We start from the raw sequence: 13,826 nt of genomic DNA on the forward strand, positions 1-13,826 counted from the left end.
GCCGCACCGGCTCCCCGGGCGATGTTGCGCGCGGCGGCGGCCGGGATCACGAGAAGCGCGGTCACGAGCAAAATCCCCACCGTGCGGATCGCGGTCGTCACCACCAGCGCCACCACCAGGGAGAAGGAGATCTCCACGGCGCGCACGGGCACCCCCTTCGTGCGGGCGAACCCCTCGTCCACACCGAGGAGAAGGATCCGGTTGTACGAGACGAACAGGTAGGCGGCGACGGCCACCAGGAGCGCTGCCATCCAGACCAGTTCGGCGTCCGACACCGCGAGCGGGTCCCCGTACAGGAAGGACTGGAGGTTCCGCGTCAATCCCTTCTCCCGGCTGATCACGGCGATTCCGAGCGCGATGACCGTGGAGAAGAACACGCCGATGACCGTGTCGGTCGACAGGTCGGTGCGCCCGCGCACCAGCGTGATGGCCACGGCGACCAGCGCCCCGAAGGCCGCCATGGTCCACGTCGGGGATACGCCCAGCAGCACGCCGAGCGCGACGCCGGTGAAGGCCGAGTGCCCGATCGCGTCCGAGAAGAACGCCATGCGGAACTGCACGAGCGGGACCCCGACGGCCGCGGCGGCCGGGGCGACCAGCAGCAGGGCGAGCAGGGCCCGCCTCATGAACATGGGTTCCATCCACTCCATGGCGTCACTCCTTTCCTTCGGACCGGTCGTGGAGGTGGCCGTGGCCGTCCGCGGGGCCGTGGCGGAACAGGTGCGCCCCGGCGCCGTACATCGCCTCGAGGTTCTCCGGCGTGAGCACCTCCGTGGTCGCTCCCCGGCACACGATGCGCCGGTTGAGGCAGATCACCTGGTCGGCGTGGCGGGTGACCACCGACAGGTCGTGGCTGACCAGGAGCAGGCTGAAGCGCGAATTCCGCTGGACTTGCGAGAGGAAGTCGCAGAACAGCTCCTCGCCGGCGACGTCGACGCCGGAGACCGGCTCGTCGAGCAGGAGGATGTCGGGGGAGTCGCGCAGCGCGAGCGCGAAGAGGACCCGCTGCATCTCCCCGCCGGAGAGCTTCCCGAGCGGGGAGTGGAGGAGGTGGCCCACACCGGATCGATCGAGACTTTCCCGGGCGACGCGGCGGGCCTCGCGCGAGGCTCCGAGGAACACCGGGTACCGCTGGGCGGAGAGGGCGAAGAAGTCGAGGACCGTGAGCGGCGAGTCGCGGTCGAAGGCGAGGTGCTGCGGGACGTACCCCACCCGGGGCGCGCCCTCCCCATGCTCGGGGGAGCGGCAGAACCGGATCTCTCCCGTGTACGGCACCTGCCCGAGGATCGCCTGGAGAAGGGTGGTCTTCCCCGACCCGTTCGGCCCGACCAGGGCGGTCACCTCGCCGCACCGGACGTCCGCGTCGACCCCCGTGAGGATCTCGACCCCCCCCTTCCGGACCGTGAGATTCCGGATCGTCAACGTGTGCAGGTGGCCGTCTCCGGTCATCGGGAAAGCGCCTCCCGGAGCGTCCGCAGGTTCCGGCGCATGGTTTCCTCGTAATAGCCGGGCGCCGTGGAGCCGGTGGCGACCGGGTCGAGGACCCGCAGGGGGACCCCCGCCTCCCGGGAGATCGCCTCCGCGATCCGGCCCGGGTATTGCGGCTCCGTGAAGAGGGCGGGGACTCCGCGGTCGCGCATCGTGCGGACCAGTTTCCGGATCTCCCCCGCGGAAGGCTCCTGGCCCGGGGCGGTCTCGACCTCGCCGACGATCGTCAGTCCGTAGTCCCTCGCCAGGTAGTCGAACACGTTGTGGAAGGTGGCGATGTTCCTCCTTCGAAACGTGCGCGACGCCTCCTCGAACTCGAGGGAGAGCGCTTCGAGCCGGCGCGCGTAGGCGTCCGCGTTGGCCCGGAACCGCGCGGAGTCGCCCGGGACCGCCTCGGAGAGGGCCTTCTCGATCGCCCGGACCTGGAGGATGGCGTTCTTCGGGCTGACCCAGGTGTGCGGGTTCGCATCCGCGTGCTTCCCGTCTCCTCCGCCCGCGCCGTGGGAGTCGCGCAGCAAGGGGATGGAGGCCGCGGTTTCGACCACCCGGATGCGGGGGTTCGCCTTCCGGACCGGCGCGCCGAGAAACTCTTCCATGCCCGCCCCGTTGGCGACGAAGAGATCCGCCGCCGCGATCTTCCGCAGGTCCGACGGTGTGAGGGCGTAGTCGTGCGGGCATCCGAGGGCGGCGGGAAGCATCAGGTCGACGACCACGCCGGGGGCGCCGGCGGCCACGTTCGCGGTGAAAATGTACATCGGCAGGAACGAGGCGAGGACCCGGAGCGGCGCCGCGGAGGCCACGGGCGTCCCCCAGAGGAACGCGCACGCGGCGGCGGCCAGGGCGGCCGCGCGAGCCCGCCTCACCGGGCGTCTCCCCGCTCGCGGCACTTCGGGCAATCCCCGAAGAACTCGAGGGAGTGATGGGCCACCGTGAAGCCGAGCCGGCGCCGGATCTCCTCCTCGATCCCGGAGAGGTCGCACTTCCGCGCGGCGAACGCCTCGATCCGGCCGCAGGAGCGGCACACCACCCGGTGGCGGTGGTTCGCCGCGTCCGCCGCCTCGTACCGGCGGCTCCGCTCGTGCAGCGCCACGGTGCGGACCAGCCCGATGGAGGAGAGAAGCGAAAGATTCCGGTACACGGTGGCGGCGTCGGGCTTGGGTCCGGGGAAGCGGGCGCGGATCTCCCGCGGCGAGAGGGGGAGCGGGCTCTCCTCGAGGATCCGCAGGATTTCCTCCCGGCCGCGGGTCACCGGGCGCCCCAAACGGCGCAGCATGTCGGAGTGCCTTCCCATCCGTTCCTCTATATGCGAATATATTGCATGCGCAAATAATTCGCAACCCCGCGGCGCGGGAAACAGATCCCCCGCCGGGGGCATCGTACCGGAGAGATCCAGCGAGAGGAGGATCCGGCCATGTTGCGGGTGAAAACGGCGATGGCGGCAGCCGCGTTGCTGCTGGCGGCGCAATGGTCGGGGGCGGCGGACCCGAACGTCGGCGACGGAAACGTGAACGTCGACCTCGCGGTCCGGCAGGTCACCGTGTCCCCGGTGCGGGCGCACGTCGGAGACGTGATCCGGGTGGAAGTGGTGATCGAGAACAAGGCGGAAGGGATGTCCACCACCAACGCGGAGGTGTACGCGAACGGGAAGCGCGTGGGGCGGCAGTTGTTCACCTGGGGCCTTTCCCAGGGGGAGGACCGGCTCTACCGGTTCGCGTTCGACTGGGACACGCACGGCGTGGCTCCGGGAGAGTACCGGATCAAAGGGGAGGCGTTCGTGTGGGAGGACACCTCGAAATTCGACAATGAACTCACCGTGCCGCAGCCGGTGATCCTGGCGGCGCCCGGAAGCGGATTCCCGGGCGGCGGGACGACCGGCGGCAGCGCCACGGAGACCGATCCGAGGTTCCGGAAATCCAGGACGGGGATCTGACCGGGGGGCGTCATGAGGAAAATCGTGGCCTTTGCGGCGATGATCGCGGCGGGCCTGGCCGCGTACTCGGTGTGGGGAATCGGGCAGGATCGGTACGCGTCGGACTCTTCGAGCCAGATCTTCATCCACGGGACGCCGGTCTGCGTGACCCAGCGCGGCGGCGGGATCGAGGCGGCGGTCGGGGAGTGCGATGCGGTCGCCGGGCGCGGGCCGGGAGGCGGCCACGGGAGATTCCACGGGGGGATCGAACCTCCCCGGACGCCCGGTCTTCCGCCGGGACACCCGCCTGTCGGGCCCGGTACCGATCCGGCCGGGGAGGCGGTCCGCAGGATCCCCATCTGATCGATCCGGGCGGGGGAGGCGCCGTTAACCCTTCGCACCGAATCGGGAATCCGATTCCGCAATGGCGTTTTTTTTTCGGGGATCCGCGTCGTCCTGCTACAATACGCCGTGAGAAGCGGATGGCATTCTACACCGACATAAGCGTGGTGTACGACGACCTGTTCCCGGTGTCGCCGGAACAGAGGGCCATGCTCGAATCGCTCCGGGAGGCCGGCGGGGTCCGGTCCGTCGTGGATTGCGGCTGCGGAACCGGGGCCCAGCTCATGTCGTTCGCGACCGCCGGGCTATCCTGCCTCGGGTTCGATCCCGACCCGTCCCTGGTCGCCATCGCGCGCCGCAAGCTCGCGACCTATCCGAAGACGCGGATCGAGCAGGGGGCGTTCGCCGACCTCCGACGGATCACCTCCTTCCCTTCGGACCTCCTTCTGTGCCTTGGGAATTCCCTGGTCCACGTGCCCGGGGAGGAGGCCGGCCGGTTCCTGTCCGCCGCCTCCGCCGTGCTTTCCCCGGGCGGCACCCTTCTGCTGCAGACGCTGAATTACCAGCGGCTCTTCCGCGAACGGGCGACGGAACTTCCCCTGATCCGCTCCAGGGACGGATCGGTGGAGTTCCACCGCCGGTACCAGTGGGAAAGCGAGCGGAAGGTGCTCTTCCGGACTTCCCTCCGGTTCCCTTCGGCCGGCGAGCCGCGCGTCATCCGCAACGAGATCGTCCTCCACCCTCTGTACCCGGAGGAGCTCCGGGAGATGCTGGCGTCGGCCGGCTTCATCGAGTTGCGCTTCTTCGGGGATTTCGCTCGGGCGGATTTCCACCCCGGGTCGGAGGCGCTCGTGTGCCTCGCGAGAAAAGCGTGACGCCCGCCCCCCGCGGCCGGATGATCCGCCGGCTCCTCGTCGCATCGCTTCTTGTCCTCGCGGGATGGGGGGTCGCGAAAGCGGTCGCCGCCACCCGGCACCAGCTTCCCCGCCCCAACCGATCCGCGCCCGACGCCGGGGACAACGCGGCGTTCACCCACGGGTTCACTCCCCAGGATCTTTACACGCTGGTCCAGTCCGGACGGACAGACGGGGTGCTCCCGAACGGCGCCAGGGTCACGTTGACGCTCGACGAGGAGCTCCAGGCGAGGATCTTCGAACTCTTCCGCCGCTTCGATCCTCCGTACGGCGTTTTCGCCGCGATGGAACCCGACACGGGGCGCGTGGTCGCGATGGTCGGGTACCGCCGGGGAGGCGAGAACGATCCGTGGCTGCCGTTGAAGGCGATCTACCCGGCCGCGTCGCTCGTCAAGGTGATTACCGCCTCCGCCGCCATCGAGCGCGGGAAGGTTTCTCCGGACGAGGAGTTCAGCTACCGCGGCGGGATCTACGGGATCACGCGCGGCGGGATCCACGCCCGGGACGGGCGCGGGGTTCCCAGGATGTCGCTGGAGGAGGCGATCGCGCGCTCCGCCAACTCCGTCTTCGGGAAGGTCGCGGTCAACCACGTCGGGGGGCCGGTGCTCGAGGAGTACCTCGCCAAGTTCGGCTTCGGCGCAAGGATCCCGTTCGACCTTCCGGTGGAGTCGAGCCGGGGGCAGGTGCCCCGGGACGAGTACGAGCTCGCCCGCACCGGCGCGGGATTCGGGGAGGTGTACGTCTCTCCGCTCCACATGGCGATGATCATGTCCGCCCTCGGCTCCGGAGGGGCGATGCCGCGCCCGTTCGTGATCGACCGGATCGAGGACCGCGACGGGGCGGCGATATTCGATTCCGAGCCGACCAAGTGGCGCGATACGGTTCTTTCCGAAACGGCCAACGCCGTCATCGGGATGATGGTGAAGACGGTCGAGATGGGAACCTCCCGTCGGACGTTCGGCACGCCGGAGAAGACCCCCCTCCTGCAGGACATGGACGTTGCGGGAAAAACCGGATCGCTGTCGGGATGGACGCCTCGCGTGCACTTCGAGTGGTTCGCGGGGGTCGCGCCCGTCGGGGCCCCCCGGCTTGCGCTGGCGGCGCTCGTCGTCAACGACAACCGCTGGAAGATCAAGGGGAGCTACGTCGGAAAGGAAGCCTTCAACACGTATTTCGGGTACCCGTCGTCGACGCCCCCCGTCTACGCGAAAGCGCGGGGAGGCCGTTCGTTGCGGGCGTCGTCGCGCAAGGGGAAGCCGGGGGCGGGCGCGGCGAAGGCCGGCAAGGGGAAGAAGACGTCCCGGAAACGACCGGCCCCCGGGAAGGCCGCGAAAAACGCCGCCGGAAAGCCCCTCGCCGCGAATCCTCCCCCGCCTCGCCCGGGGGGATAGGGTCCTCATGGAGTTCTCCCGCGTCGTAACGAGCCGGCGCAGCCTTCGCGCGTTTTCCGACCGTCCGGTGGAGGACGGGAAGATCGGGCGCATGCTCGAGGCGGCCCGGTGGTCCCCCTCGTGCGCGAACCGGCAGCCGTGGCGGTTCGTGGTGGTGGGAAGGGACGACCCGTCGCGTCCGGCGGTCGAGGAGGCGCTGGACCCGGGGAACGCGTGGGCGAGGAAGGCGCCCGTTCTCGTCGTCGCGGCGAGCCGGCGCGCGGACGGTGCGGTCGTCGAGTCGCGGGAATACCACCTGCTCGACACCGGCCTGGCGCTGATGTCGCTGCTGTACCGCGGCGTGGACCAGGGGCTGCTGGTCCACCCGATGGCGGGATGGAAGGAGGAGCCGCTGCGGGCCGCCACCGGGCTCCCGGCCGACGTCGCTCCGATCGCGGTGGTCGCCGTCGGCTATCCGGGGAAGATTGCGGACCTCGGCGAGGCGGATCGGAAAAAGGACGAGAAGCCCCGCTCCCGGAAGGCGACCGCCGAGATCGCCTTCCGCGGTGCGTGGGGCGCTCCGTTCCCGGAAACCGCCCCGCCGGGTCCCGCCAAGGTGTTCGAGACCGACCTCCAGCTCCGGTTCGGCGACACCGACGCGATGGGGCATGTGAACAACGCCAAGGTCATCGTCTACCTCGAGGTGGGACGCGTCCGGTTCTTCGCGGAGGTGCTCGGAGCGGGCAGCGTCGACGATTTCCACTTCATCCTGGCCGAGGTCGCCTGCCGGTACAGGATCCCCATCCTCCTGCAGGACCGCGTGCGCGTCCGGATGCACATCACGGACATCTCGCGAAGCTCCTACCGCTTCCGGTACCAGCTCGTGGATCCGGTCGACGGGCGTGTTTTCGTGGAGGCGGAGACGGTCCAGGTCACGTACGACTACGCCACCGGCCGGCCGGTCCCGATCGACGCCGGATTCCTCGAAAGGGTGCGGGATTACATCGGGGAGTAGTCGTCCGATGTCCGGCGCTATAATGTCCCGATGCGGAAATCCCGACCGTTCCGGAAACCGCTCCTCCTGATCGGGGCGGCGGCCCTCGCGATGGCCGCGTGGGTCGGATACTCCGTCGCGACCCTTCCCTCCGTCCTGCCGATGGCTTCCCCCCGCGCCTCGATGGTCATCCTGGTGAAGGACTGGGGAAAGCGGAACCACCCGTTCGTGGTGGGGCCCCGGAATCCCCGCTGGACCCCGTACGCGGCCATCCCGTCCGCCCTGAAGAAAGCCGTGGTGGCCGCCGAGGACGGCAACTTCGACTCCCACGAGGGGGTGGACTACGAGGCGATCAAGGATGCCATCAAGACGGACCTCCAGAAGGGGAAGTTCGTCCGGGGCGGCAGCACCATCACCCAGCAGCTGGCCAAGAACCTGTTCCTCTCCCGCGAAAAGACAATCGTCCGGAAGGTCAAGGAGCTGATCCTGGCGAGGCGGCTGGACGACGCGCTCTCCAAGTCGCGGATCCTGGAGCTGTACCTGAACATCGTCGAGCTGGGCCCGATGGTGTACGGAGTCGGCCACGCGTCGAACTACTACTTCGGAAAGTCGCCCTCCGCGCTGACGCTGCGGGAGTGCGCGTTCTTCGCGTCGATGCTGCCGGGTCCGAAGGTGTACGACCCGTACCGGAAGATGGACCGGGTGATGAAGCGGTCCGACCGGATCCTGCGGCGGATGGCGGCGGCCAGGATGATCACGCGGGAGGAGTACGAGGCGGCGCTCTCCGAAGTTCCCAACCTGGCCGGCATGGAGAGGAAGGTGGAGAAAACGCTGGCCGCGCCGCCGCCGCCGGAGGAGAACGTGCCCGAGGAGGCGCCCGGCGGAGGTCCCGGGATCCCGGACGAGGCCCCGCCGCCGCGCGGGCCGGAACCCGGACCCGAAGCCGAACATCGGGAAGAACCGCTTCCCGATTCCCCGCCCCCCGGGCCCCCGGAACGGTAGGGAATCCGGCTTCCTACTTCGCCGTCCCGGCTTTCCGCAACGCCTGCTCCAGGTCCTTCGCCAGGTCTTCCACGTGCTCGATCCCCACGGACAGGCGAACCAGCGCGGGAGTGAGTCCCACCGCGGCCTGCTCCTCCGGCGGGATGTCCGCGTGCGTCATCGTCGACGGATGCGTGACGAGGGACTCGACCCCCCCCAGGCTCTCGGCCAGCAGGATCGTCTTCAGGGAGGAGAGGAAGCGGGGAACGGCGTTCTCCCGTGCGAGCTCGAACGACACGATCGACCCGGGTCCGTCCGCCTGCGAGGCGTGGAGCGCGGCTCCGGGGTGGCCCGGAAGTCCGGGGTAGAACACCTTCCGGACGAACGGGTGTTCCGACAGGAACCGGGACAGCGCCGCCGCGTTCGCCTGCGCGCGCTCGATCCGCAGGTGGAGCGTCTTCATCCCCCGCAGCAGGAGCCAGGCGTCCCACGGGGAGAGGACCGCGCCCACCGCCTTCTGCGCGAAGAGCATCTTTTCCGAAAGCAGGGGATCGGACACGATCACCGCGCCGCCCACCAGGTCGTTGTGTCCGCCCAGGAACTTCGTGACGCTGTGGACGACGACGTCGATCCCCAGAGACAGCGGCCGCTGAAGCGCCGGGGACAGGAACGTGTTGTCGACGATGGAAAGGATCCCCGCCCCCTTCGCCACCCGCGCCGCCCCCCGCAGGTCCGCGATCTTCATCAGCGGGTTGGTGGGGGTCTCGATGAACAGGGCGCGCGTCCGCTTCCCGATCCGTTTCCGGACCGCCGCCGGATTCCCCATGTCGACGTAGTCGAACCGCAGGCCGTACCCCTTGAGGATCTTCTCGAAGAGCCGGTACGTGCCGCCGTACAGGTCGTCCGAGCACAACACGTGATCCCCGGCCCGGAACAGGGTCATCACCGCCGAGATCGCCGCCATCCCGGAGGAGAACGTCACCGCGCGCGTTCCTCCCTCGAGCGCCGCCAGCGCGTCCTCCGCGGCGTGCCGTGTCGGGTTCTCCCCGCGGGAGTAGTCGTACCCCCGGTTCTCTCCGAAGGCGACGTACCGGTAGATCGCCGTCGGGTAGATCGGGACGCTCACCGCCCCGTACGCCTTGTCGGCCCCGACGCCCGCCTGCGCCGCCTCGGTGCCGAACGAACGCTTCCGCTTCGCCATGGTCCCCCCGTCAGATGAAGTACATCGGGTTTCGGCGCCGGAGAGAGGCCGCCTCGTCCTCTTCGCGGACCAGGTCCGCCAGAGTCCACCGGGAAAGCACTTCCGCCGCCGCGCGGGACGCTTCCGCGACGACCTTCGCGACGACGGGGGCCGCCTCCTGCCCCGATGCCTTCGAGGGGGTTTTCCCCTTGGCGGCGGGCGTCAGCGGCCCCTCGAACACCTCGAACACTTCATCGGTCCGGATCGACTCCGGGCGACGCGCGAGGAGGTAGCCGCCGCCGACTCCGCGACGGCTCGAGAGCACTCCCGCGTTCTTCAGCTCGAGGAGGATGAGTTCGAGGAACTTCTTCGGAATCCGGTTCTTCTCCGCGAGGTCGCGTATCTGGAACGTGGTACCCTCCGGGAACCGGGCGGCGTACATCAGGGCCCGCAAGGCGTATTCGGTCTTTTTCGAAAGTCGCATCGGTCCTCCCGGGAACTCCGTACCCATACCCTATTAATTCCATAGAATATAGCGGAAACGCTCCGTGATCAACGGAAATCCGGCATCCGGCGCTACGGGTGGAGGAGGCCTTTCGCCTGCCGGTACGCCTCGGCCAGCTGGGGGAGGGGGACGTCGTTGTGCCAATGTCCGGTGATGCGCGCCGCCCCCCAGAACAGGAAGATCGTCCCGAGCCCGGCGACGGGGATCCACCAGGGCGACCACGACGCCTTCCCCTTCCGGGCAACCGTCAGGCAGTCCCGGACCGGGCAGGAGGAAACGCAGGTCATGCAGCCGGTGCACTCCGGCGTCCACACCGACGGCTTCTCGTGGACGCGGATCTCCACCGGGCACGCCCGGGTGCACGCCCGGCAGTCGATGCACGCCTCCGCGTCCCGCACCACCCGCTGGGGGGAGAGCCAGCTCACCAGCCCGAGCAGCGCGCCGTACGGGCAAAGGTGGCGGCACCAGAAATACTTCACGACGATCGAGAGCGCGACCAGGACCGCGAGCGTCGCCGCGGTCGTCCCGCTCATCTCGGTGAAGAACAGCAGCATCTTCGCGTCGGCGGCGTAGTTGTACGCCCCCTTCTGGAACTTCAGGATCGCCATCGCGTCCATCATCACCACGACCGCCCAGAGGAAGAGGGCCAGCAGCAGATACTTGATCGAGCAGAGCGCCTGGTCCGCCCACGAGGGGAGGAGGACCTCCGCCTTCCGCCGCCTCCAGATCGTCCTCTGGCCGACCCACGCGAGGAAGCGGGAGATCCCGCCGACCGGGCAGACCCAGGAGCAGAGGACCTTCCGGGCGAGGAAGGCGGACGCGATCGCCGCGACCAGGATGACGAGCCCCGCCGGGTGGACCTCGTCGAAGTTCCCGGTCAGGAGGAAATATTTGAGGGACATCAACGCGCTGATCGGCAGGAACGCCTCCACGACGGGGGGCCGGTGCGCCGTCACGGGGCCGCCGGAGGTGAGCTGCGAGTAAAAGGAGTGGAACTCCACCCCGACGAGCGCGAAGAAGAGGACGTAGATCCCCTGCACGACGGCGCGCAAAGTCGGGAGGATCTTGTACGGGTTGCGCCATCGGTGGTCCGTCATCGTGTCGAATCCCTCGCCGGACGTTCTGGGTGCCTGAACCACTCCATCTTTCCGCGGAACCGGTGCGTCGATCCTTGACCTGGCTCAAATCCCGAACGTACACTGAATACACCAATCCATAAATACGGTAACGTATCGGGAAGACATTGCGGAAGGCGCACGCACCCCGGCGAAGCGGCCGCAGGAGGGGGGGCGCCCCACTCCCGTAAGAAATACGCTCCCTGGGGTACCCCCGCTGTAGGAAGAACGGGGGGCACAGTGAGGCCGGCCTTCAGGGTTCCGTTCCCGCAGAGGCCGTGCACCGAGAGGGTCGATGCGCCGCCTCCGGCGAGGCGCCCGACCGAGGCGTACCCACTGCGGTACGATGAGGGAGGGGAACGATGCCGGGGCGGATGCAGCGGGCCTCGAATGCCGGGATCTAAGGGAATGGAGCCCTGAAGGCCGGTGCGCAGCCGTGCAGGTTCACCGCACGGCGAGCCACGAACGGAGCCCCGCCCTCCGAGGCGGCGTAGCCGTATTTTTTGAAATGGAACACGCAGGGAGAAGTGGAGATGGCGCTGATCGGGGAAGTGTTCGTCGCCGACATCCTGGGGAAGGCGGTCCTCGACCCGCGGGGCGAGGAGATCGGCAAAGTCCGGGACATCGTCGTCGAGGGAGGCGGACGCCTTCCCCGCGCCGTGGGGCTGTTCCTCGAGAGGAAGAACGTCTCCCGCTACCTGCCGTGGGAGGAGCTCACCATCTTCAACAAGCGGATCATCTCCTCCCGGAAGACGGAAGGGGAGATCCCGGAAGCCACCCCCTCCGGGGAGCACCTCCTCATCCGCAAGGACCTCCTCGACAAGCAGATCGTCGACATCAACGGGGCGAAGGTCGTCCGCGTGAACGACGTGAAGCTGACGGAGGATGGAGGGGCGGCGTATCTCACCGACGTGGACGTGGGCATGCGGGGGATCCTCCGCCGGCTGGGGGTCGAGCGGCGCGGGGACGCCTTCTTCGAGGCGATCCGCCACCCGCTGCGCCCGCAACTGATCTCCTGGGAGTACATCCAGCCGCTGGAGTCGAAGCTCGACCGGCTGACGCTGTCGGTGTCGCGCGAGGCCGTGTCGGACCTCCACCCGGCGGACATCGCGCAGATCATGAGCGACCTCGCCCCCGACGAGCGGCAGGAGTTCTTCGAGAAGCTCGACACGGAAACCGCCGCGGAGGCGCTCCACGAGCTCGAGCCGGAGGTCCAGGCCGACATCATCGCGGAGATGGACAAGGAGCAGGCGGCGGACATCATCGAGCAGATGCCGCCGGACGAGGCGGCCGACGTCATCGCGGACCTCCCCACCGAAAAGGCGCAGGAGCTCCTGCAGCTCATGGAGAAGGAGGAGGCAGAGGACATCCACGAGCTGCTCCACCACGAGGACGACACGGCGGGGGGGCTCATGACGAACGAATACCTCGCGTGGCCACCGGGGATCACGGTGGGGGAGGCGCTGTCGCGCTTCAAGGAGGAGGCGCGCGAGATCGAGCACGTCTACTACGTCTACGTCGTCGATCAGGAGAAGCTCCTCGGTGTCGTCGGCCTGCGGGACCTGCTGATCGAGGAGCCGGGAAAGACGCTTTCGGAGGTGATGCTCACGAAGGTGAAGACCGCGCGCCCGGAAACGGGGCAGGAGACGGTCGCCGAGCTCATCTCGAAGTACAACCTGCTCGCCCTGCCCGTGGTCGACGACGACGAATGCCTGCTCGGCGTGGTGACGGTCGACGACGTCGTGGACCTGCTCCTTCCGCCGGCGTCCCGCCGCAAGCGCCGGAAGATGTAGGTCGCCGGGCTAGAGTCCGACCCGCCCCGGAAGTCCCGGGAAAAGCGTCACCGCCACCAGCAGCACGGTCAGGACGATCATCACCGCGGTGGTCGTCCACGCGATGCCGTTGAACGCCCTCGAGTTGACGTGCTCTCCCATCAGCTGACGGTCGTTGGCGAGCTTCAGCATGAACACCAGGACGAACGGGAGCAGGACCCCGTTCACCACCTGGGAGAAGTACATGATCAGGATGAGGGGCGCCTTCGGCCACAGGACGAACGCCCCCCCCAGCACGATCAGCCCGGTGTAGAGCCAGAAGAACTGGGGGGCGGACCGGAAGTCCTTGTCGACCCCGGACTCCCACCCCATCCCCTCGCACACCGAGTAGGCGGTCGCCAGCGGGAGGATGGAGGCGGCGAACAGCGACGCGTTGGCCAGCCCGAAGGCGAACAGGAAGGAGGCGTTCTTCCCCGCCAGCGGCGCGAGCGCCACCGCGGCGTCCCGTGCGTCCTCGACCCGGATCCCGTTCACGTACAGGGTCGCCCCGCAGGCCACGATGATGGCGAGCGCGACGATGTCGGTCACGAAGCAGCCGAAGATCACGTCGATCCGCGTGAGGCCGTAGTTCTCGACCTGGACGTTCTTCTCGACGACCGCCGACTGCAGGTAGAACTGCATCCACGGGGCGATCGTGGTCCCCACCATCCCGATCAGCATCGTGAGGTAGGCCCCGTCGACCCGGGCGGCGGGGGAGACGATGTTCCGTCCCACCTCGGACCAGTCCGGGTGCGCGAGGTACGACGCCACCGGGTAGGTGAAAAAGACGAGGCAGGCGACCAGGAAGATCTTCTCGACGATCCGGTAGGTCCCCTTCACGACGAGGAACCAGACCGCGGCGGCGCCGATCGGAACGGAGACGTATTTGCTGACGCCGAAGATCTCCCAGGCGGACGCCCACCCCGCGAACTCCGCGACGGTGTTCCCCAGGTTGGCGAGCACCAGCGCCACGAGCAGGAAGAAGGTCGGGCGGACGCCGAACTTCTCCCGCACGAGGTCGGCCAGCGTCTTCCCGGTGACCACGCCCATGCGGGCGACCATCTCCTGGACGACGACCAGCGCCACGGTGATCGGGATGAGCGTCCACAGAAGGGCGTACCCGAAGTGGGCGCCGGCCATGGAGTAGGTGGCGATCCCCCCCGCGTCGTTGTCCACGGACGCGGTGATGATCCCCGGCCCGAGGACGGACAGGAACA

At 68.5% G+C, this 13,826-nt stretch carries 15 protein-coding genes; 7 read left to right on the top strand and 8 right to left on the bottom strand.

The window, feature by feature from the left end:
* From HZB86_11785 to HZB86_11800, 4 genes are all read right to left on the bottom strand, one after another.
* Window positions 1-650 (bottom strand): metal ABC transporter permease (locus tag HZB86_11785; GenBank protein MBI5906203.1); only part of this gene is annotated, 650 nt, incomplete at its 3' end.
* Between the two features lie 4 nt (window positions 651-654).
* Window positions 655-1,449 carry a metal ABC transporter ATP-binding protein gene (locus tag HZB86_11790; GenBank protein ID MBI5906204.1) on the bottom strand — a complete coding sequence of 265 codons (795 nt, stop codon included), beginning with the start codon at window positions 1,447-1,449 and terminating at the stop codon, window positions 655-657.
* A complete protein-coding gene (locus tag HZB86_11795; GenBank protein MBI5906205.1) occupies window positions 1,446-2,351 on the bottom strand; it encodes a zinc ABC transporter substrate-binding protein in 906 nt (301 codons plus the stop codon). The genes HZB86_11790 and HZB86_11795 overlap by 4 nt, the downstream gene beginning before the upstream one ends.
* Complete coding sequence (locus HZB86_11800; protein MBI5906206.1) at window positions 2,348-2,761, bottom strand: transcriptional repressor; 414 nt, start codon at window positions 2,759-2,761, stop codon at window positions 2,348-2,350. The genes HZB86_11795 and HZB86_11800 overlap by 4 nt, the downstream gene beginning before the upstream one ends.
* Window positions 2,762-2,899: 138 nt before the next feature.
* On the opposite strand from HZB86_11800, the gene HZB86_11805 reads away from it, so the two are divergent.
* From HZB86_11805 to mtgA, 6 genes are all read left to right on the top strand, one after another.
* Entirely contained in the window at window positions 2,900-3,418 is a 519-nt protein-coding gene (locus HZB86_11805) for a hypothetical protein (protein ID MBI5906207.1), read from the top strand.
* Window positions 3,419-3,430: 12 nt separating this feature from the next.
* Complete coding sequence (locus tag HZB86_11810) at window positions 3,431-3,760, top strand: hypothetical protein (protein MBI5906208.1); 330 nt, start codon at window positions 3,431-3,433, stop codon at window positions 3,758-3,760.
* Window positions 3,761-3,879: 119 nt separating this feature from the next.
* The gene (locus HZB86_11815) at window positions 3,880-4,614 is read left to right on the top strand and encodes a class I SAM-dependent methyltransferase (protein MBI5906209.1); all 735 of its coding nucleotides are present in this window, start codon (window positions 3,880-3,882) and stop codon (window positions 4,612-4,614) included.
* Window positions 4,593-6,044, top strand: coding sequence for a hypothetical protein (locus HZB86_11820; GenBank protein ID MBI5906210.1), 1,452 nt, complete (start codon window positions 4,593-4,595; stop codon window positions 6,042-6,044). Before HZB86_11815 ends, HZB86_11820 begins: the two co-directional genes overlap by 22 nt.
* Before the next feature lie 7 nt (window positions 6,045-6,051).
* A complete protein-coding gene (locus HZB86_11825; protein ID MBI5906211.1) occupies window positions 6,052-7,038 on the top strand; it encodes a nitroreductase family protein in 987 nt (328 codons plus the stop codon).
* Window positions 7,039-7,128: 90 nt separating this feature from the next.
* Window positions 7,129-8,019, top strand: coding sequence for a monofunctional biosynthetic peptidoglycan transglycosylase (mtgA, locus tag HZB86_11830; protein MBI5906212.1), 891 nt, complete (start codon window positions 7,129-7,131; stop codon window positions 8,017-8,019).
* 13 nt (window positions 8,020-8,032) lie between these two features.
* Here mtgA and HZB86_11835 read toward each other — a convergent pair whose 3' ends face one another.
* The 3 genes from HZB86_11835 to HZB86_11845 form a co-directional block, all read right to left on the bottom strand.
* Complete coding sequence (locus HZB86_11835) at window positions 8,033-9,199, bottom strand: PLP-dependent transferase (GenBank protein ID MBI5906213.1); 1,167 nt, start codon at window positions 9,197-9,199, stop codon at window positions 8,033-8,035.
* Window positions 9,200-9,209: 10 nt separating this feature from the next.
* A complete protein-coding gene (locus HZB86_11840) occupies window positions 9,210-9,662 on the bottom strand; it encodes an Rrf2 family transcriptional regulator (protein ID MBI5906214.1) in 453 nt (150 codons plus the stop codon).
* A gap of 92 nt (window positions 9,663-9,754) precedes the next feature.
* Complete coding sequence (locus HZB86_11845; GenBank protein ID MBI5906215.1) at window positions 9,755-10,780, bottom strand: 4Fe-4S binding protein; 1,026 nt, start codon at window positions 10,778-10,780, stop codon at window positions 9,755-9,757.
* A 521-nt stretch (window positions 10,781-11,301) separates the two neighbouring features.
* Between HZB86_11845 and HZB86_11850 the strand changes: the two genes are divergently transcribed.
* Entirely contained in the window at window positions 11,302-12,591 is a 1,290-nt protein-coding gene (locus tag HZB86_11850; protein ID MBI5906216.1) for a CBS domain-containing protein, read from the top strand.
* Window positions 12,592-12,600: 9 nt separating this feature from the next.
* Here the strand turns inward: HZB86_11850 and HZB86_11855 are convergent.
* Window positions 12,601-13,826: Nramp family divalent metal transporter (locus HZB86_11855; protein MBI5906217.1), on the bottom strand; the 1,226-nt coding region annotated here is incomplete at its 5' end.

This window comes from Deltaproteobacteria bacterium (assembly GCA_016234845.1).
Lineage (GTDB): Bacteria > Desulfobacterota > Deferrimicrobia > Deferrimicrobiales > Deferrimicrobiaceae > JACRNP01.